Origin of the sequence: Candidatus Methylomirabilis limnetica, from assembly GCF_003044035.1 — a bacterium.
GTDB classification, from domain to species: Bacteria; Methylomirabilota; Methylomirabilia; order Methylomirabilales; family Methylomirabilaceae; genus Methylomirabilis; species Methylomirabilis limnetica.
In genome coordinates, this window is the sequence record NZ_NVQC01000023.1 from 121,568 (window position 1) to 141,300 (window position 19,733).

Genomic DNA, 19,733 nt, shown 5'->3' on the forward strand with positions numbered 1-19,733 from the left:
CCTATCCGCGCTAAAACCGCTTGGAAGCAACACGCAACCAGGCAAGTCCGGTAAGAGAGAGGGCGATCAAGCCGAGGCTCATAACCTGCGCCGCGCGTAAGGGCCCCAGCATCAGACTGTCGATGCGGAGCCCTTCGACGAAGAATCGGCCGATAGAGTACAACCCCACGTAACAGAGCAGCAGCGCGCCAGGGGTCCGCTCTAGCCGCCGGCAAAGCACGAGGTAGAGAATCGCGAAGACCAGGAGGTTCCACAACGATTCGTACAGGAACGTCGGATGGAAATACTCGAAGGCGGCCAGATCGGGCGGCCGGTGGTACGGCTCGATGTAAAGCTTCCACGGCAGATCGGTCGGGATCCCAAAGGCCTCCTGATTGAAAAAGTTTCCCCACCGACCAATCGCCTGCCCGAGCGGAAGCGAAGTGGCCATGATATCCATGTAGGTCAGCGCGGGCAGCTTCTTCCGGACGGTATAGATGGCCGTAGCCAGTGCCCCAGCCAGGAGACCGCCGTGTATGGCGAGCCCCCCCTCCCACACCGCCAGGATCTTCAGCGGCCTCGTGCCGTAATAACCCCAATTGAACAGAACGTAGTATAGCCGCGCGCCTAGTAAGCCCCACATCACGCCGCACACGATAACGTTGAGGAGCTGATCAGGATCCTCCCCCCGGCGGATCGCCTCGCGGTTCGCAAGTGTGGTCCCCAGCAGGACAGCGGTGGCGAAGAGCAGGCCATACCAACGAATGGAAAGCGGGCCGATCTGCATGACAAATGGACCAGGCGATGCGAACATTCAGACCTCAGTAGGGGTTGGCGTCAGATTTCTCAGCGGGTTACGTTCGGGCTCACTCTAGCCAAAAATCGAGTGAAGTCAAGGTAAATTTCGGCACGCGGAGCGCTTCCTCCGCCGCTTGTTCTTCCGGGCCACCCACAGCCGCTTGGCGCCGATGCGGGAGGCCGCCTACACCATCAAGACGCATTGGACAGGAGTGCTCCGCGCTTTACCGAATCTTCTCCCCCGGGAGACTCGATCATTCTACACATACGCATTGGCGGCATACTGTTGGACCATCCGGTGCGTGTTGAAAAACGACGCATTAAACGCGATCGTTTGCCGCATGATATCGAGCCATCTGTCCCGGTCCCGGTAAAACATCGGGACGATCACCGTTCGCAGCTTGTGATACAGCTCCTGAGCATCTCGGCCGTTCACCGAATCCGAATCAGAGTGATTCGTGAGACCAGGCCCGATAGACCATCCCGTCACACCCTCGATATGACCCTCAATCCACCAGCCATCGAGAACGCTGAAGCTTGGGACCCCGTTGTGAGCAGCTTTCATGCCCGAGGTGCCGGAGGCCTCCAGCGGACGCAAGGGGGTGTTCAACCAGAGGTCTACACCGGAGGTAAGCAGCCTGCCAAGCTCCATGTCGTAATTCTCAAGATAGGCGATTGAGATCTGATCCTTCAGTTGCCGTGCAAAATGAAACACTCGCCGAATCAGGTCCTTCCCAGGCTCATCCTTCGGATGCGATTTCCCCGCAAAGACGAGTTGGATCGGGCCGACGGTGCCGGCGATCTCCATTAATTTACCGGGATCGGAAAATACCAGATCGGTCCGCTTGTATAGCGTCGCGCGTCGGGCAAACCCGATGGTGAGCACGTCAGGCTTCAAAGCCATCCCGGTCCGCCGATGCACCTCCTCGATCAACCGCCCCTTGGCCTCAACGTGGGCCTCCCATATCTCGCTCTTCGGGATGCTGATGGCGTACCGGAGCGAGAAAGAATCATTGACCCATCCGGCGATGTGACGATCGTAGAGCTTCTTAAAGCTATCGCAGGTCCAGGTGAATGAATGAACTCCATTGGTGATGGAATCGATAGAATAGCCTGGAAACATCTCTTGTGAGACTTCTCCGTGCTTCTTCGCTACTCCGTTTACGTACTGGCTCAGGTTCAGCGCGAGAAGCGTCATGTTCAGGCGTTCCCCGCCCCCCAGCATCCGCATGAGCTCCAGCGGCACAGGTTCCCCGAGAACGCTCTTCACCAGGTCATACGAGAACTGATCGTGACCGGCCGGGACGGGTGTGTGCGTTGTGAAGACACAGCGGCTTCTGACACTATCGAAATCCCACGCGTGAGGAGCACTCTCCCGCTGCTCTCGCAACAGCTCCAGAGTCAGGAGACTGGCATGGCCTTCGTTCAGGTGAAATCTTTGTAGTTGCGTGTACCCGAGCGCTCGGAGCATCCGGACGCCTCCCATGCCCAGGATGATCTCCTGAGCCAGGCGGTATCGTTCGTCCCCACCGTAGAGAGAAGCGGTCAACTCCCGGTCAGGGGGCGTATTCTCATCGACGTTTGTGTCCAGAAGGATCAAGGGAACCGAATATCCAGTATAGCCTGTAATGTCATACTGCCAGGCCCTGACGACCACGGACCGGTTTTCAATCGGCACTTGAACGGTGACCGGAAGCAGGCGCACATAGCGGGAAGGCTCCCATCCAACCGGGAGTTCTTGCTGGTTCCCCCATTCGTCCAGTTTTTGATCGAAGTACCCCTTGGCATACAGGAGGCTTACAGCCACAGTCGGAATCGTGATATCGGCGCAGGACCTCAGGGTGTCCCCCGCCAGCACTCCTAAGCCGCCGCTGTACGTCGGCATACGGGGATCCACGGCCACCTCCATCGAAAAGTAGGCAATCCGTCGAGTGGTGTCGGCATCGCCCGGGGTGCTAGCTGGAGTTGCTGCGGCATACTTTTCGGGATCGGCCAGGAAGGTCCGCTTGCAGAGATCAGAGCAGAAGGCGTACGCCTTACTCTGGTGGAAGACTATGAAGCCCTCCTCGGCACGGGCCACCATCCCACACACCGGGTCTTTGTCGACATTCGCCACAGGATCACCCCCTTTTGGGCTGGTCTGGATCGCTTGAAAGAACCGATTCGTCGCCGAAGCTGCGCCCGGTCATGACCCAGGGGCAGGGGCAAAGGCGGCCTCGAGCTGCGCCAGGACAGCGGCCTCGGCATTCGAAACCTTTGAACCTATGCCGAACACGCCGCCGCTCGCGCTGGCCACCGTACGCGCTCGTTCCAACAAGCCTGCCTTAAGGCGAGCGGCTCCATCAGGCCCGAGATGCTCGCACATCCCCTGGACCAGGTACGTCCATGCAGTGAGGAGCTTGGGGTCCGGTCGGCGATCGAGCCAAGCTTCTAGCAAGGCATACTCGGTGGATCCGCGGGCGACTCCCGAGTCGCCCGCACGGTCGAGGATCGCGCGGCGCTCCTTGGCATCGAGCGTGCCATCGGCCCATGCCACCTCGACGAGCGGGACGATTAATAGCGCAGTGACCGTCTCTGCCCGGATCCCCAACGCCATCAACCTGTCGAGAACCGCAGGCTTGGTGATGCCCGTGGCCTTGGCGAGGGCCTCCCGGGTCGTCTCGGCGACCTTCAGCTCGTTCAGCCGCTCGATCAGCCGCTGGTCCTCGCGGTGGAAGAATTCGTCCTCGAGATCCCGCCCGCGATCCCGCAGGCTCTCCGGCTCCTGTAGCGTCATCGGTCTTCCCTCCCTGTTTCTCGCGAGTCCCTACTTCACCTCATCGACTACGATCATGTTGTGTCCGGTGGCGGTCCAATGGGTGCTCGCAACGAGTACGACCCGGTCTCCAGGACGAAGCAAGTCTCGTTCGCGAGCCCAGTCAGTCACGCGCCTCAGCAGTTCGCCGCTGTCGTGGGCTTCTGAAAAGTGGAGCGGGGTTACGCCCCAGTATAGGCTCATGCGACGAACAGTGGCTTCGTGATGACTGATGCCCAGAACCGGGGTGCGGCTGCGTTGCTTCGACAGCAACAGGGCGGTGTTGCCGTCCCGGGTGGCCACGAGCACAAGCGTGGCCCGGATCTCCTCCGCAAGACGGCTCGTCGCCTCGACGATGCCGTCGATGATCGACGACGCAGCCTTGGGCGAGCGAACTCCTGGCTCTGGGCCGACCAATGGCTCGATCATCGGCTCCGTTTCGCGCGCGATGGACCCCATCATCGCCACGGCCTCCACCGGATAGTGGCCGATCGCGGTCTCAGCAGAGAGCATGAGGGCGTCGGAGCCGTCGAGGATAGCGTTCGCCACGTCAGTGGCCTCCGCACGAGTGGGCAGCCGACTCGACCGCATGCTCTCGAGCATGTGTGTTGCGGTGATGACAGGGACTCGCGCTTGCCGGCATCGCCGGATGATCTGCTTCTGCACTCCGGCGATCCGCGCGATGTCGATCTCAACGCCGAGGTCCCCGCGCGCCACCATGATGGCGTCGGCCTCGTGGATGATCTCGTCCAGGGCCTCGACCGCCTCGGCCCTCTCTATCTTTGCTACGATCCGGGCGCCGGAGTCGAGGCGCCGGAGCTCGTCACGCAGCTCGCGCACGTCCTCCGGGCGGCGGACGAAGCTGAGACCGAAGAAGTCGACGGAATGCCCGGCCGCCCAGCGCACGTCGCCATAGTCCTTCTCGGTGAGCGCTCCACCCGGCAACTGGACGCCCGGCACATTGATGCCGGCGCCCGAGCGAATCTCGCCGGGCTGGACGACACGGCAGACGACGGCGCCTTCCTGCTTCTCTTCGACCCGCATCGAGACCAGGCCGTCGACCAACAATACCACGTCCCCGACCTCCAACTGTTGAACCAGCGCGCGGTGGCTCGACGTCAGATCATTTGGCCCGCGCGCCGCCGCTGGGTAGACGACGATGCGGAACCGGTGGCCAATCTCACAATTCACGCTCCCGCCGGCGATCGGCCCCAGCCGAATTTTCGGCCCGCCCAAGTCAGCCAGAATGGCCAGCGGACGATCGAGATCCTCGCTGACCCGACGAATCCGTCCGATGACGGCTTCATGCCAGTCACGCCGGCCGTGGGCCATATTGAGCCGGAACAGGGCGACGCCGGCCTCGACGAGTTGAGTCAATCGCTCGACCGTTTCACTCGCCGGACCGATGGTCGCGACAATCTTGGTCTTTGTGCTGATAAGGGGCTTGGCGGTCAGGCTCACGCGAGTGTCCGCTGAGTGGGATTCGCTACCGCCCGCATTATACCACGGAGCACGATGCCTCGGTGAGAAGGGCCACGGAATCCGCCCGTGCTCTCTTCGTTTGCCATGGTTCCACCTCTAGCTTTCCCCCTCGTGAAGGGTCTGTGTCGCGCCAGTTCGCGCGAGCTGCCGGCCCCTCCAGACCTCGAAGATGACGGGGCACACGACCAGATCGAGGATGAACGACGTGACAACGCCACCGATCATGGGGGCGGCGCTCCGCTTCATGACGTCCGCGCCGGCGCCGTGGCTCCACATGATCGGAATAGTTCAACACACCAAGGCCGGCGCGTTCCGCCGGTCGGCCCTCCGCTTCAACCATTTCTCCCCCTCAACGGCAAAAAAGATGACAGAAGATACCCCAAGGGCCAGAGCCAGCTCCACAGGGCTCAGGGGTTCGGTCTTGAAGATGCCGTTTAGGATCGGGAGGTAGATGGTGGCCATCTGCAGAAGAAACGTCAGGACGACCGCCCCCAGAAGCGGTATGTTGGTCAGAAGCCCCTGGGTCAACAGCGATTCCCGCTCCGAGCGGATGGCGAGCACATGGCCCAACTGGGATAGACAGAGGACGGTGAAGACCACGGTCTGCCAGTGGGCGGACCCGATGGAGGTGAACCACCCCTCCGCGCTTAGTGTCAGGGCTGCCATCAAGAGTCCCACCCAGATGACGTGGATGCCCAGGCCATGGGAGAAGACCCCCTCCTGCGGCGGTCGTGGGGGCCGCCCCATGACATCCCTCTCCTCCGGCTCCGCCGCCAGCGCAAGGCCGGGCAGACCATCTGTTACGAGATTGATCCAGAGGATTTGAATCGGAAGGAGCGGAATCGGTAATCCGAAGAAGGGTGCAAGGAAAATGGTCCAAACCTCGCCTGAGTTAGTGGTCAACCCGTACTTGATGAACCGCCGCATGTTGTCGTAGATCTTCCGCCCCTCTCGCACCGCCCGGACGATGGTGGCGAAATTATCGTCCAGCAGGATCATGGAGCTGGCCTCTTTCGCCACATCGGTGCCGGTTATTCCCATGGCCACCCCGATGTCAGCCTGCTTTAGCGCCGGGGCGTCATTGACCCCGTCACCGGTCATGGCCACGAACTCCCCCCGGGCCTGAAGCGCCTTGACAATCTTCAGCTTTTGCTCCGGCGCGACCCGCGCATATACCCGCACCTTCTCGACCCGCGCCTCAAGCTCATGTTGGGAAAGGGTGGCCAGCGCGGGCCCGGTCATGACGGCATCGCCGTCGTCGTCCAGGATCCCGAGCCGCCGGGCGATGGCCCGGGCCGTCAGAGCATGATCGCCAGTGATCATCACGGGGATGATGCCGGCCGCGCGGCACGTAGCGACCGCCTCGCGCGCCTCCTCGCGGGGCGGATCCATGATCCCCACGAAACCAAGCAGCGTCAGCTCCCGCTCCACCGTTTCCGGAGTTACCGTCGCCGGCAGGGCCGCCCACCGGCGCAGACCCACGGCGAGCACCCGGAGCCCGTCCGCTGCCATCCGCTCGCTGATTGTCTCGAGGTGGTCCCGCCGGATCTCGACCGTTCCCGACGAGGTCAACATCTGTGAGGATCTTTCGATGATGACCTCGACCGCCCCCTTGGTAAAGGAGACGAAGCCGCCTGCCGGGTCCCGGTGCAGGGTCGTCATGCACTTGCGCTCCGAATCGAAGGGGATCTCCGCCACCCGGGGATAGTCCTTCTCGACCTCCCGCTTCTCCATCCCAGCCAGCCTGGCGGCCATGAAGAGCGCCGCCTCCGTCGGATCCCCAACGATCACTTCCGCGGTATTGACGCTGGCGTCGTTACTGAGCGCCATTGCACGAAGGAACTCGTCCCAAGGGTCGCCGGATCCGGGAGCGGAGACGATGGTCCCATCGCAATAGAACTCCTCTACTTGCATCCGGTTCATGGTCAGCGTGCCGGTCTTGTCGGAACAGATGTAGGTCACAGACCCCAGGGTCTCCACGGCAGGGAGCTTCCGCACCAGTGCCTTCTTCTGCACCATCTTCCTCGCGCCGATGGCCAGAGAGATGGTGACGACTGCGGGAAGGGCTTCCGGGATGGCGGCCACAGCCAGGCTGCCGGCCGTCAGGAACATGAGGAGGGGAGCCTCGCCGCGCAGAATCCCCGCCATGAAGATGATGGCGCAGATAGCCAGGGCAGCGATCGCCAGGTGCCGACCGAAGCCGGCCAACCGCTTCTGCAGCGGAGTCTTGCCTTCGCCTGTTTTCTGAAGCAGAGTGGCGATCTTCCCGAATTCGGTCTGCATGCCGGTCGCCACCACCACCCCGCTTCCCCGCCCGTACGTCGCAACCGTCCCCTTGTAGGCCATGTTTTTCCGATCGCCGACCGAAAGCAACTCTTCATGGAGCGGTGCTGTCACCTTTTCGACAGGAACGGACTCCCCGGTGAGGGCGGCCTCGTCAATCCTGAGCTGCGCCATATCGAAGAGTCTCAGGTCCGCGGGCACGATCGCGCCGGCTTCGAGGATGACGACATCCCCCGGAACAACATCCGACGCCGGGATCACCGCTCTCCCTCCGTTCCGGAGAACTACGGCGGCAGGAGCGGCCATGGCCCTCAGTGCCTCCATGGCCCGTTCGGCCCGGTACTCCTGGACGAAGCCGATCACCGCATTCAGAATGACGATCGCCACTATGGCGATCGTATCCTTTGCCTCACCGATCACGCCCGAGACAACAGCGGCGGCCAGCAGGACAAGGATCATAAAGTCGGTGAACTGGTCGAAGAACATCCCCAGAGGCGTCCGCCGTTTCCCTTCCGCGAGCACGTTAGGACCGTGCTCGCAGAGTCGGCGCTCCGCCTCTGTCGTCGTGAGACCTTCGACGGATGTCCTCAGTGCGTCGACAACCGCCTGGGTGGATTGCTGATGCCAAGTCATTACGTCTCCGCTGTGACAGGGGTCGGAATCATCAGCCTCGAGGGTGTGTGGATCTGTGCTCCTGTGCCCGAGGCCGGCTGATCTTCTTCCCTTGCAACTCTTACCGAGTGTTCGCGCCGCACAGCGGGAGCGCAGCGGACGCTGTAAGCCGTCGTCTGGACAGCCTCGGTCAGGTGGTGCATTTTGCCGAGGAGACGGGCCTTGGAAGCAGCCAAAACAAGAGCAGGGTCCCTATCACCGCGGACAATGCCGACCCAGACAGAATCCCCACCTTGGCGGCGTTGAGCAATACGCCCTCCAACGCCAAGCCTGCGATGAATAGCGCCATGGTGAAGCCGATACCTGCCAGTATGCCGCCCGCTGTAAGTATGCTCCAGTTCACACCCTCAGGCAGCTTGGCAATGCCCAAGCGCACCGCCAGCCAACTAAAACTTACAATGCCTACAGGCTTGCCGACTCCTAGGCCTACCATGACCGCCACCGCAACGGGTTCACGAAAGTCCGTGAGGTTGATCGATACCCCAGCATTTGCCAACGCAAAGAGGGGCATGATCACAAAGCTCACCCACGGGTGCAGTGCGGTCTCAAGCCGTTCAAGGGGGGACAAAATCTCTCGTGCCGCCACCTGGATATCACGCAACGCCGCGTGGTTCTTCCCCTCATTACTCCAGCGTTCCCCTTCAACATACGCAGTAAACTGCTGGACGATCGCGTGCAGGCGGCCCGCACTGACCCACACATGGGCCGGCGTGAGCAGACCCAAGATCACGCCGGCAATCGTGGCATGGACCCCGGATGCATGGAACGCCAACCAGATCACCGTCCCAACGATGCAATAGATCGGGACACTGCGCACCCCAAGGCGGGCCAGTCCTCTCACGACACCAAGACCCAGCAAGCCCAAGAAAAGCGCAGCGAGGTTGATGTGGCTTGTATAGCCGATAGCGATGACGAGGATGGCGCCGACGTCGTCAGCGATCGCCAGCGAAAGGAGGACAATACGCAAGCCCTGCGGGACCCGTGTCCCCAAGACCGCCAGACAACCAACGACAAAAGCGATGTCGGTCGCCATGGGAATACCCCAGCCGCGCTCGCCGGGCTGTCCGAGTTGGCCCGCGAGATAGAGAGTAGCCGGTACGACCATGCCGCCCGCCGCTGCAATGATGGGGAGCGCGGCCGTTCGCATGTCCCTGAGTTCCCCGAGTACTAATTCGCGTTTGACTTCTAAGCCAACCACGAAAAAGAAAATCGCCATGAGACCGTCGTTGATCCAATGCCTTAAAGAGTGGTTCATCTCAAACGTACCAAACGTGAGACCGAATGGAGTCTTCCACAGGCCCAGAAATGCATTTGCCAAAGGTGAGTTGGCGAGAGCGAGCGCAAGACATGTAGCAAAAAGCAGGAGAAACCCACTGGCTGCCTCGATACGCAAAAAGCGCGCGAGCGGCTCGATGATGCGATCGACCGGTTTCGCGGGCAGGCGAGCCAGGTCGTTGGAGTGTTGAGGTTGTTGCAACATACTGCGGCACCCAATTCTGACAAGGTCTCTGCCGGTAGAGTCGAAGAAGGGTGCGGTGGTCTTAGGAACGGGGAATCGCTGTTGTCGGAAGCCTTCGCTGCTGTACCGGCGCCTCAATCCGTCCCATCACTCCGTCTCCCGACTCTGCTCATCGAACCGGACGTGCGGATTTACCGCATCCGGCTCTCCGACTGGTATTACACACCAGGACCCACGCAGGCGGCGTCACCCGTGGCGCTCCTAGCGTGGGGATACGCACTACTCCTGCTGAATCGAACCCAGGTAGTCGGTGAGGGCTCGTGAGTGCAGAAGCGAGGTGTAGGCAGGGTAGCCTTCACGTCGATGCTCATCCTCGAACACCGCCCCCCAGACAGGCATCTCCCTGGTCCCATGCTCGGCCACTGCGCGCCGGCCGTCGATGATTTGCATCACATAGCTCTCATCAAATCGCCCGTCGTAGCGCTTCGAGATCAGCCGAAGGTCGGATGGGTGTCGCCGCATGGATGCTGCCACCGAACCGTTTCCGTCTCCTGACTCGCCGTGACATGAGGCGCAATGCCGAAGATAGAGGGCCTGTCCGGTAACCGGCTCCGAAGCGCCACGGCACGAGACGAGCATCGGACTGACAGCGAACGCGAGGACAGCGGTTCCCTTAGCGATTCTAGTTAGCCTCGCGATCATCCCAAGCCCTCCTTTGCGCCGTCCAACGTTGACCTAACGGGCGTACAAAAGCCGAGGGAAGCGTCGCTATTGCACGTCCGTGTTGAGCGAATTGTTAAGCTGCTTGCCGTTGAAGTAGGAAACTCGGAACTCGTCCACGATTCTCTCAAACGCGCTCCCTACTCGACGTCGCGGTAGGAATTCTCACTCCCCCAGACATTGGGAACTTTTGGGGCAAAAGGGTCGTTCCACCACTCCTTGCCGTCTACGAAGAATTTGTACTCATATCGACCAGGCTCTAAGGATAGTGAGATGATCCAGACCGTCTGGAGGCCGTCGTAGACCATCGGGTGATCCGACACATTCCAGCCGTTGAAATCCCCTGCCAGGGTCACCGACTGGGCTCCAGGGCAGTGGAAGCTGAAGCTTACGACCTTTCCCATCGCGAATCCTCCCAGCCCCACTTCTCGTATAAGCCGTCTGAAGTGTCTATCCGGATTCCATCGGTCATGATCCGGCCGACCAGGGCGGCGATGAAATATATCGCTTATTTAGCTACAGATCCTGATGACTGATCGCCTACCCCCTTGCTCTCCTTGCTCTCCCTGCTCCCTCTGCTCTCCCTGCTCTCCCTGCTCCCCTTGATCTCCCTACTCTCCTGCGGCCCACCTACGCCAATAAACGGCACAGCCCCAGCGCCTGTAACCTGGGGAAGTATGCCATTCCATTTGTCTATAGCCCGGAGATTGGCCTCTATCTTTCTCAGTTCTATCAGGTCCGGTGAAATATTTGCTTTCTGCAGCCTCAGGGACTCTGCCTCTGCCCTGGCTGCTGTAATCGTCTGCTCTGCCTCTACCTTTATCCTGTCCAGGTCTCTCTTTGCCTTCAGTGCAAGCTGTTCTGCTGTCTGCTTTGCCTCAATAGCCTCAGTAAATACTCGTGAGAAGCTGAATGTGACAATAGAAAACGCATCCACTACTATGTTATACGCTAGGAGTCTTTCTGAAAGGGCTGCTCTTATTGCCTCGCTTACCGCTGGCCTCTTTGTGATAAGCTCTTCCGCTGTGTATTTGGCCGACACCGCCTTCATTACCTCTTGTATTGCAGGGTCTATAATACGCACCTTGAACTGAACTCCAAGCGTTTGATAGACAACATTTGCCTTCTCAGGTAGGATATGATAGTTAAGCGCAACCGACAAAGTCACATCCTGAAGATCAGCCGATGCAGATGCGGCATCAGTCACTGCCTTCTGAACCTTGACATCCATTGGGATAACGCTTTGCATTATAGGCACCCTGAAATGCAGTCCTTCTCCAAGCACAATCTCTTGAACAGCGCCAAAATTAAGGACAACCCCTCTTTCACCTGCACCAATCTGAACCCATGGATGTAAAATCATAAAACCGACCAGAATTGCTGCAAACATCAGCGCTAGCATCACAGGGCCTTTCATCAGTACAGACTGCACTGCCTTCTTGGCCATGAAGATCTCTCTCTCATCCATTCTATATACCCCTTCCGGCTCTATGAGCCTACGCGAAACAACTTGATCAACTTAACCGCTTCGACTTCTTTAGCTTTCTGAGCTTGATCGTATAGTTCCATTCCCCGTGGAACTTATGGGGGTTCGATGTTGAGAGCGGCCAGTTCCTCATTCGAGACCTTGATCTTGAGGGAATACTCCCGTGTGTCCAGCTTGGCTTTGACCTTCAATCCTGTCTTGGGCATGGTCGCACCGATCTGTTGTACCACAACTTCATGGCTCATCAACGGACGCTCTCTCCAATTCATGCTGATGTAGGAAAATAACCGATATTCGATCTTGTTCCACCTTCTTGGTGTCGACCGAGATGATGGGGTCGCCCGCCTTCAAGAAATGATGAACGTGACGACTGAGATGCTGAAATTGCCGGTCGTGATCTGGATAGGCCGCGCCTTCCGCCAGCGTTTTCATGATGCTCTGGTCTCTCAGGGCGATCGGCTTGCGATCGCCGCCCGTCGCTCGGACCCCGCACCCTGCCGCTACCTGGCGGCTCATCTCCTCGCGCTCAGCGAAGGTGAGTCTCTTGTAAGTTGTCATCCAGCACAACTCCTTTCTCTTGAGCTATCCCAGGATACAGGTGTTGCGCTAGAAACTTGAACTCAGGTTAAAAAAAAGCCGCCTCCGCCTCTCGCGGATGGCGGCCCGACCACCCTCTGTCCTCCGAAAATAGCTAGACGCTATCTCCGGACCCCTCTGGAATAACCTGTCACAACGTTATGTCCTAAGAAGTCATTTTGATGATCGGCGACAACCTCACAACACCCTACGAAGAGACCATTCGATGCGAACATGCGACCTCAGCAGGCGTCAGCTTCAGATGTGTCGACGCGTTACACTAACGCTCACTATAGCCCTAAATCGAGTGCAGTCAAGGTCAATCAGGCTCTGTGCCCCCTACTCGATATCGAGGTATGAATTCTCACTCCCCCAGACATTGGGAACTTTTGGTGCGGAGGGGTCGTTCCACCACACCCGACCATCCACGAAGAACTTGTACTCGTATCGGCCAGGCTCTAACGGAAGCGCGACGGTCCATACCTCCTGGATGCCGTCATAGACCATCGGGTGGGCCGACACATTCCAGCCGTTGAAATCCCCCGCCAGGATGACCGACCCGGCTCCAGGACAGCGAAAGCTGAAGCTGGCAATCCTTCCCATAGCCAATCCCTCTGTCATCAATGCTCATGTAGCGCGCCCAAGGTTTCTGCGCGGAGCTAATTCATGCTGAGCTCATCAGTGATGAAATTACACAATGGATCGCAAATAGGCAAGTTCTTTATGCCTGGAACGTACCGCGCGATTCCCTGGAGAGCTCGCAGGTCTTAACGGCTACTCTGGTTAATCTGAAACGTCTGAACTGCACAGCATGGGAGGTGGGATGGCGAAGGCATACTGCAGCGGATGTGGGATCACACCGGTAGATCCTTCAGCGTCGCTACCAGCGCCCGTGGTGACTGGTCGACTCCGGCCAGCACCGTAATCTGGGCGCACGACACGTACTGCTTGGGAATTCAACTGGACCTCGGTCCCTCTGGTGAGGGCTCCAGTCGGTTAATCCTTTCGGTTACAGAACTGCCTCCTCGACAGAAAGGTGTGGTAGAATACAACCATGATACAGAAGATTACCAGGAAATATCACTTGCAAGAGCACGCCACCACACAAGCTGACTTAGCCTACTGGCTGAGTAAAACGCCCGAAGAACGCGTCGCTACCGTCGACTATTTGCGCGGACAATATTATGGAAACGCAACCAGACTTCAGAGAGTTGCTCGCGTTGTTCAGCGCCCACCGCGTTGAGCACCTGATTGTCGGCGGGTATGCGCTCGCCTTTCACGGCGCACCACGTTTCACCGGCGACCTTGATATCCTCGTGAGGCCTGATGCGGCCAATGCTCAACGCATCGTCACCGCACTCGAGGCCTTCGGCTTCACCTCCGTGGGCCTGACTCCAAACGATTTTGAGCACGTGGATCAGGTCATACAACTCGGTACACCTCCTGTGCGCATAGATCTGATCACCTCGATCACTGGTGTCTCCTGGGACGAGGCGTGGGCAGGCAGGACCGCTGGGCGCTACGGGGATATTCCGGTGTACTACATTGGCCGGGCACAGTTTATTGCCAACAAACGTGCGACTGGTAGAATGAAGGACATCGCGGACTTGGAAGTGCTCGGGGAAGCGTAAAGCCAAGTACATACTATGCGCTAAAAACCCAACCTCTACCCACACGAGACCCGAAAGAACCGAATATAGATTAACAGCGCAACCCGTTTATTGGCCTGTCGTAACTGCTCAGGTAGATAGACTGAAGGCTGAAGGCTTTTAGGGGTAAGCCGCGTGATTATTTAAAACCCCGAGAAGGTCTTGAGGGGCTCGATTCGTGTCTTATGAGATAATTTAGAGCCTTCAGCCTTCAGCCTAAACACCTGAGTAGTTACAATCCGAGATATCATCTGAGAAAAGGCGCTGGAGCGTTTATACGCTCGTGTAAGGGACGATGCGCCACACTGGAGGCTCTTTCACGTGCTACACAGGCCCAAGGGAAAATCCCTCATGTTTGCCGCGACCCTGTTACTGCTTCAGGCAGCCTCTTTAGGGACGGGTGAGTCAGCAACCACTGGACTTACGGCAGGTGAATTAACCAGGATGGAAAAGGGTGGCGTGGTGGTCAAGACAGATACCTACCCCACGGGGGACGGCGCGCGCGGCGCCAAAGTCAAAGCCTACTGCATCATTAACAAGCCACCGGACGTCGCGTGGGCGGTCATGCTGGACTATCATAAGTTCGACGAATTTATGCCGCGGCTCGAGAAGGTTGAGGTTCTGGAAAAGACAACAAGCACCATGAAGGTCACCGAGACGGTTCGCGTTCCGCTCGGCGTGATCAGCTATACGATCGATCTGATTTTTACGCCCGCGCAGAGGACAGTGAACTGGACGCTGGATAAATCGAGGAAACACGATATCGCGGAGACGTTCGGTGCGTGGGAGATCCTCCCGTATAGACAGGATAAGACCATTCTTCGATACACAACCACCTTGAACAGCGGCTTCTTTGTCCCCAGGTTAGTGGAAGAATTCCTGATCAGGAACGATTTGTCTGATGCGCTGTTGGGCCTGAAGCAGCGCACCGAATCCGACGGGACGTGGAAGAAGAAATGAGACGTGCGTAGCAGTCGCACCGCCTTTGCGGCGCCTCTACTCGACGTAGACGATTAGCTGCACGCCCATAAGGATCACGAAGAGAGCCGGAACCAACCCCCACCAGCGTTGTTTCATAATCCCTAACGTTCCCATGAGATACGTCATACCGGCAAGGAGCGCGGTGACCCCCTCGGTCGTGTGAGGCGAATTGGCTCGCCCGACGTAGTTGAAGTTGCTGATCGGATGCAGATGGAATAACAGGGTCACCCCTCCCATGATGGCGAGCCACGGAAAGATCATTCCCCATATCGAATGAGAGAGTATACGGCGCGCCCGCAGCCATTCCACAGACCCCATGGCGAGGACGATGATGCCGGAGAGCTTATGCTCGATGGCCTCCCGGTCACCCAGGAGTTCGGTCAGCGTCTTTGGGCCGAACGGCCAATACTCCGGGTCGCTCCGGTAAAGGATAAACATTGCTACGCTTAGCGTCAGCAGAGGCCATAGATGGGCGAACCTGGACTTCTGACCTCCCCAGAGGGCGGAGCCTGTCATCGCCATACCCATGACGAGTACCAGCCATCCGGAAAAGTGATGGTTAAAGTTCGAGAACTCCGTATGCGCTTTCCATGTCTCCCAGCTTCCCGCTTCGTCCGGCGGGATCGTTCGATCATCGAACGGGGCCAGAAGAGGGTTCATGCTTGCGAACAACCCGTACGGATTCGGGTACCAGATCCAGAGACGGATAGCCCACATGTCCGGATACCAGGCAGTGAATGAGCTTTTCGTCTCAGGATGAATCTGAGGGCAGCCTTCTCGGGATAGTGATCGATATTCCTGCCAGTCCGCATAGCGACAGATCGCCAGGCTCCGATCCCAGTCTATTCCGGTAAACGGGCTCTCGGCGGGACGGGCTCCAGCGGCTGTATATTTCAGCGCAACCAGTTGCCATTGCCCCTGCCTCTCGGTGTAAAGTAGTGTGGAGGGGTGGGCATAATCAATTTGCGTGATACCTGCCTTGTAAAAGTGGTAGCCTTCTAACGGCACATTTCCCGATATCTGCACGTACCCATCCGCTTTCGCCTGCTCCAGGTCCTGATACCGCGAAGTGGACGTCCGAATATCGGCGAGAAGTCTCGCGAGGGCGAAGTCCTTTTCCGGCTCCTTCGCGTACCAGTGCCCATGATTCATATAATAGTCAGAGCCCCAGGCCAGGCCACCGGCCAGCAGCGTGATGACCACAAACGCGATGAGTTGTCTCTTCACGTACCCTCCTCCTTGTCAGCCGATCGAACCACGGCAACATCCCCGCTTCATATTCCCCGCCGGATGCCGCCTCTAAGCCAAATGGTCTTCATCCCCGCGAAGCTTGTCCCCGCATGCTTGAAACGGGGAGCGGCAATCCAGAGAGGCGCTGGATTCCCCCGTATCAAGTACGTGGCAGGCTTGTCAAGCCCGGAATGACACCCAAGCACAGAGATACAAAGTTGTCATTGCGAACGAGGTGAAGCAATCTCGCAGATTGCCACGCACCCTGCTGGTGCTCGCAATGACAGAAAGAAGCTAGTGATTGTGCAGTCTATCGCTGTTCTTGGGTAACAAACTGTCTGCTGTTCGCCGCATCACGACACCGTTTGATTCTTCGCGAAGAGGATATAGGACCTTGCTCGGCCCTCACGGATGGCCTGCTCGACCAGGGCCCGAGGCTCCTTCGCCTTGACTCTTGGCAGGATCGCCTCGAAGAACTGGATGTAGAAATCGTCTGGCACCACGACTACGGAGGCACGCATTGTGAGCCCCGCCCGGTCGATGGTTCTCGCGTAGCGAACAGTACGGCTTTTACCGGACGCAATCCTGGTGTCAAAGAGTTCTTGTGTCAGATCAAGCGTGACCTCTCGCCCGATCCGTTCCTCTTGCACACTCTCATTCACCTGCTTACCATCCGTATCTACTAACTCCCATCGGACTATGATCTTCGGCGTAACGTAGGTTGGGACATGATGCCCAACCCCGGTATTAGCCAGCGTGATTTCAGCCTGAACTTGCTCGCCGACCTGGTAGCGCTCCTTATTTACCGAAAGACGGACGGATACGCCTTGCTTGACCATCTCAGGATCATGGATCCCCCGCCATAGATGCCGCCGCTCCGGCATATGGCAGCCCTGACAGGTCATCCCTCCCAGCGCATACGGCCCCTCTTTCCATTCATTATAGGTGTTTTCGAGCAGCTTACCGTTCAGGGCAGACCCACTCGGCTCGAACTGGTGGCACCCTTTGCAGAACTCGGATCGCTCAAAGGCCGCCGTCCTGATGGCGCCGGCGTGGGGGAGCTGTGCTACCGGAGCGGAATTCTCAATCGAGCCGTCCCGCTTTGGCGGCCCGAAGCGCTGGTGCTTCCGAACATGGCACCCGGCACAGGTCAGACCCTTTTGCTGCAGCGAGGCCGAAAAGGCGCGGTTCGTTTTGAACTTCAACGCGGTGCTGCCCCAGACCCCTGACGCGCTCGGCAATGGCGTCGCAACGGCGCGGCGCTTCTTGAACAGAGAGGGGGAACCACCGCCTTTCTTCACGACCTTCTCCTGCTGCTCGGTGAGAGGAGCATGACAACTGTAGCAGAGGATCGCCATATTGGGATCACCATGGATAAACTCCATCGTCTGGCCTATCACGCCCGGCCCCATACTTTTACTGTGGAGGCTGCTGCTCCAATCCTCGTACTGAGTTCGATGGCAGACGGCGCAACTTTCCGGGTCAAGAGATGCCTCTATCGACGAGAAATGGGCGGGCGGCTTACCTTGAGGCGGGATGGGCGTCTGCCAATGGCGCGTGAGAAACTCAAGCTGCGCGTCGTCATCGGCAGCGGGTGGCGGGTCTTTCATCGCCCATGCGCCAACCGAAAGCCCCAGGCCTGCGATCACGACAGCGGTATACAGAAGAAGCCGTTTCATTCTCGTCGAGGGTCGATACCCTGCGGCTTGCCGCGAGTTCGTCATACCGGCGGAAGCCGGTATCCAGAGGGCCCGACTGGATTCCGTGTCAAGCACGGAATGACGGGCCAGTACAGAAGTCGATACCCCGTAGCTTGCCGCGGGGTAGTTCATCGATGGCGCCCACTCCTTACCTCTTGCGGGGCGTCTTGCCGGCGTCCAAAAGGATTCCGATGAGCCTCTGAGCATCATCTCCCGCCCAATCCCTCGGCCCGATGCTCCCAGCCACGACCTTCCCGTCGCGATTGATCAGGAGCCGGGTTGGCGTGGCGCGAACCCCGTACAGGTTGGCGACGCTTGAGCTGGTGTCCACAAGAGCGGGAAAGGTGAGCTTATGCTTGAGCACATAGTTCCGGACCTGGTCGGGCGGCTCGGCGATGTTCACTGCGAGCACGACGAAATCGTTCTTCTGAAACTGCTGGTAGAGGCGCTCGAGTGAGGGAAACTCCCTCAGGCAATAGCCTCACCAGGTTGCCCAGAAGGTCAGGAAGACGACCTTTCCACGCTGGTCAGCCAGCCGGACCGACTTCCCTGACACGTCCTGGAGTGTAAAGTCGGGAGCAACCGATTCGTTTCGGAGCTTAATGAACCCGAGGGCTTCCAGGGAACTATCTATGGAGACGGTTTCCTGACCAGCGCCGACAGAGATAACCGGGGAGGCGACGAGCATACAGCCGAGTAAAAGAACGGCCACCCACCCAGGGCTCTTTCTTGAGAGGTGTCGGTTTATCTTCACTGCCTTACTCTCACTTCTTGCTACCCACTGTCGCTGGTCTTGCGCCAGCTCTGAGCCAATCATAGTTCATAAGTAACTACTCAGGTGTTTAGGCTGAAGACTGAAGGTTCTAAATTATCTCGCAAGGCCCGAATCGAGCCATTCAAGATCTTTTCTGAGTTTTCTTTGATCACGCATGACTTACCCCTAAAAGCCTTCAGCCTTCAGCCTATCTACCTGAGTAGTTACAATACCCCCGCCCATGAAGGCTGGACAGGATCATTTTCCACTTCAGCTCGTTTTGACAACGCAAAAGGGACCCACCGTGATAAAGCAAAAGGAACCCACCTCTGTTCAGTGATAGTCGGGCCTGTGGGAAGCATGGGAAAGCCGGAGGCTTTTCCATGCTGCGGTCGAAATCCGCACTGGTTGCGGGTCGTTACCACAGCGGGACGCTTCACAGGCCTGTCGCCTTCCTTCCGTTTGATACCTTGAGACTCTCGCACCAGAATCTCTCGCACTAGGATCGCCCAGCAACAACGATCGATGAGACGACCCTCAGCTCGTTCGTAGTGTCACGCCCCGCCGCGTCGATCCATCGGATCAGGATTAGGTAGTAGCCACAACACGAGGAGCAGGCTTGTGAGCCAGGCTCTTCTGCTTCAGGCTGTCCGTGAATCGGATACTCTCCCAGCCGAACTCGTGGATCGCACAGTGATGGGTGAGCCGATCCAACAGGGCCGCCGTGAGCGAGGCATCGCCGAAGACGCTCGTCCAGTGCGCAAAGGCCAGGTTCGACGTCACGATCATCGACCCCTTCTCGTAGCGATCTGAAAAGACCTGGAACAACAGTTGGGCCCCCTCGGCAGAAAAGGGGATGTAGCCAACCTCGTCGATGATGAGGAGCTCATAGCGCGACAGCCTGGCTAACTCGCGCGTGAGCTGCCGCTCCTCTCTCGCCTCGATCAGCGTAGTGGTCAGGTGCGCAGCAGTCGTGAACAGCACCCGATACCCCTTACGGCAGGCCTCGACACCCAAGACCGTGGCCGCATGCGTCTTTCCCGTACCGTGCTTCCCTAACAGGACCAGGTTCTCCCGCCGGCTGATGTACTGACACTCAGCGTACGCGCGCACCTGGGTGACCTCGAATCCCGGCCACTTGGTCAGGTCCGTCGTCTCCAGGGTCCTCAG

18 protein-coding genes and 1 pseudogene are annotated in these 19,733 nt (G+C 58.6%); 2 read left to right on the top strand and 17 right to left on the bottom strand.

The genetic code is table 11. The annotated features are described in order from the left end of the window. Positions 1-10: 10 nt before the first annotated feature. The 13 genes and pseudogenes from lgt to CLG94_RS09820 all read right to left on the bottom strand — a co-directional run bounded on the left by lgt (position 11) and on the right by CLG94_RS09820 (position 12,870). A complete protein-coding gene (gene lgt, locus CLG94_RS09760) occupies positions 11-793 on the bottom strand; it encodes a prolipoprotein diacylglyceryl transferase (RefSeq protein WP_107563063.1) in 783 nt (260 codons plus the stop codon). Between the two features lie 243 nt (positions 794-1,036). Then, complete coding sequence (glgP, locus tag CLG94_RS09765) at positions 1,037-2,893, bottom strand: alpha-glucan family phosphorylase (RefSeq protein WP_107563065.1); 1,857 nt, start codon at positions 2,891-2,893, stop codon at positions 1,037-1,039. Positions 2,894-2,962: 69 nt separating this feature from the next. After that, positions 2,963-3,553 (bottom strand): tellurite resistance TerB family protein, encoded by a 591-nt coding sequence (locus CLG94_RS09770; RefSeq protein ID WP_107563067.1) that lies wholly within the window; start codon positions 3,551-3,553, stop codon positions 2,963-2,965. A 30-nt stretch (positions 3,554-3,583) separates the two neighbouring features. Continuing rightward, the gene (gene pyk, locus CLG94_RS09775; protein ID WP_107563069.1) at positions 3,584-5,032 is read right to left on the bottom strand and encodes a pyruvate kinase; all 1,449 of its coding nucleotides are present in this window, start codon (positions 5,030-5,032) and stop codon (positions 3,584-3,586) included. A 117-nt stretch (positions 5,033-5,149) separates the two neighbouring features. Then, positions 5,150-5,299, bottom strand: a complete 150-nt coding sequence (locus CLG94_RS09780; protein ID WP_193450652.1) for a hypothetical protein — start codon at positions 5,297-5,299, stop codon at positions 5,150-5,152. Between the two features lie 42 nt (positions 5,300-5,341). Continuing rightward, complete coding sequence (locus CLG94_RS09785; protein ID WP_107563070.1) at positions 5,342-7,969, bottom strand: cation-translocating P-type ATPase; 2,628 nt, start codon at positions 7,967-7,969, stop codon at positions 5,342-5,344. Between the two features lie 169 nt (positions 7,970-8,138). Next, a complete protein-coding gene (nhaA, locus tag CLG94_RS09790; protein ID WP_107563073.1) occupies positions 8,139-9,488 on the bottom strand; it encodes a Na+/H+ antiporter NhaA in 1,350 nt (449 codons plus the stop codon). 258 nt (positions 9,489-9,746) lie between these two features. Then, positions 9,747-10,169: a c-type cytochrome gene (locus CLG94_RS09795; RefSeq protein ID WP_107563075.1), complete on the bottom strand. Its 423-nt coding sequence runs from the start codon at positions 10,167-10,169 to the stop codon at positions 9,747-9,749. Between the two features lie 158 nt (positions 10,170-10,327). Continuing rightward, entirely contained in the window at positions 10,328-10,591 is a 264-nt protein-coding gene (locus CLG94_RS09800) for an isoamylase early set domain-containing protein (protein ID WP_107563077.1), read from the bottom strand. A gap of 104 nt (positions 10,592-10,695) precedes the next feature. Further along, the gene (locus CLG94_RS09805; protein ID WP_107563079.1) at positions 10,696-11,655 is read right to left on the bottom strand and encodes a prohibitin family protein; all 960 of its coding nucleotides are present in this window, start codon (positions 11,653-11,655) and stop codon (positions 10,696-10,698) included. Positions 11,656-11,701: 46 nt separating this feature from the next. Further along, a pseudogene (locus CLG94_RS14025) lies at positions 11,702-11,984 on the bottom strand (ISAzo13-like element transposase-related protein); the annotation flags it as partial. Further along, on the bottom strand, positions 11,908-12,231 hold the full coding sequence (locus CLG94_RS13840) for an ISAzo13-like element transposase-related protein (RefSeq protein WP_107563083.1): 324 nt from the start codon (positions 12,229-12,231) through the stop codon (positions 11,908-11,910). The pseudogene CLG94_RS14025 and the gene CLG94_RS13840, both read right to left, overlap by 77 nt. Positions 12,232-12,588: 357 nt before the next feature. Beyond that, complete coding sequence (locus tag CLG94_RS09820; protein WP_107563085.1) at positions 12,589-12,870, bottom strand: glycogen-binding domain-containing protein; 282 nt, start codon at positions 12,868-12,870, stop codon at positions 12,589-12,591. Positions 12,871-13,433: 563 nt separating this feature from the next. Here CLG94_RS09820 and CLG94_RS09825 point away from each other — a divergent pair. Together CLG94_RS09825 and CLG94_RS09830 are read left to right on the top strand one after the other, a co-directional pair. Next, positions 13,434-13,880: a nucleotidyltransferase family protein gene (locus tag CLG94_RS09825; RefSeq protein WP_107563087.1), complete on the top strand. Its 447-nt coding sequence runs from the start codon at positions 13,434-13,436 to the stop codon at positions 13,878-13,880. Positions 13,881-14,249: 369 nt separating this feature from the next. Beyond that, a complete protein-coding gene (locus tag CLG94_RS09830) occupies positions 14,250-14,858 on the top strand; it encodes an SRPBCC family protein (protein WP_107563089.1) in 609 nt (202 codons plus the stop codon). 36 nt (positions 14,859-14,894) lie between these two features. On the opposite strand, the gene CLG94_RS09835 is transcribed toward CLG94_RS09830, so the two are convergent. The 4 genes from CLG94_RS09835 to istB form a co-directional block, all read right to left on the bottom strand. Further along, positions 14,895-16,106, bottom strand: a complete 1,212-nt coding sequence (locus CLG94_RS09835; RefSeq protein ID WP_107563091.1) for a hypothetical protein — start codon at positions 16,104-16,106, stop codon at positions 14,895-14,897. Between the two features lie 356 nt (positions 16,107-16,462). After that, positions 16,463-17,941: a multiheme c-type cytochrome gene (locus CLG94_RS09840; RefSeq protein WP_161954129.1), complete on the bottom strand. Its 1,479-nt coding sequence runs from the start codon at positions 17,939-17,941 to the stop codon at positions 16,463-16,465. Positions 17,942-17,957: 16 nt separating this feature from the next. Beyond that, positions 17,958-18,626: a peroxiredoxin family protein gene (locus CLG94_RS13645; protein WP_320414620.1), complete on the bottom strand. Its 669-nt coding sequence runs from the start codon at positions 18,624-18,626 to the stop codon at positions 17,958-17,960. A 525-nt stretch (positions 18,627-19,151) separates the two neighbouring features. Next, positions 19,152-19,733, bottom strand: a 582-nt coding sequence (istB, locus tag CLG94_RS09855) for an IS21-like element helper ATPase IstB (RefSeq protein WP_204593540.1), incomplete at its 5' end; no start/stop codon positions are given.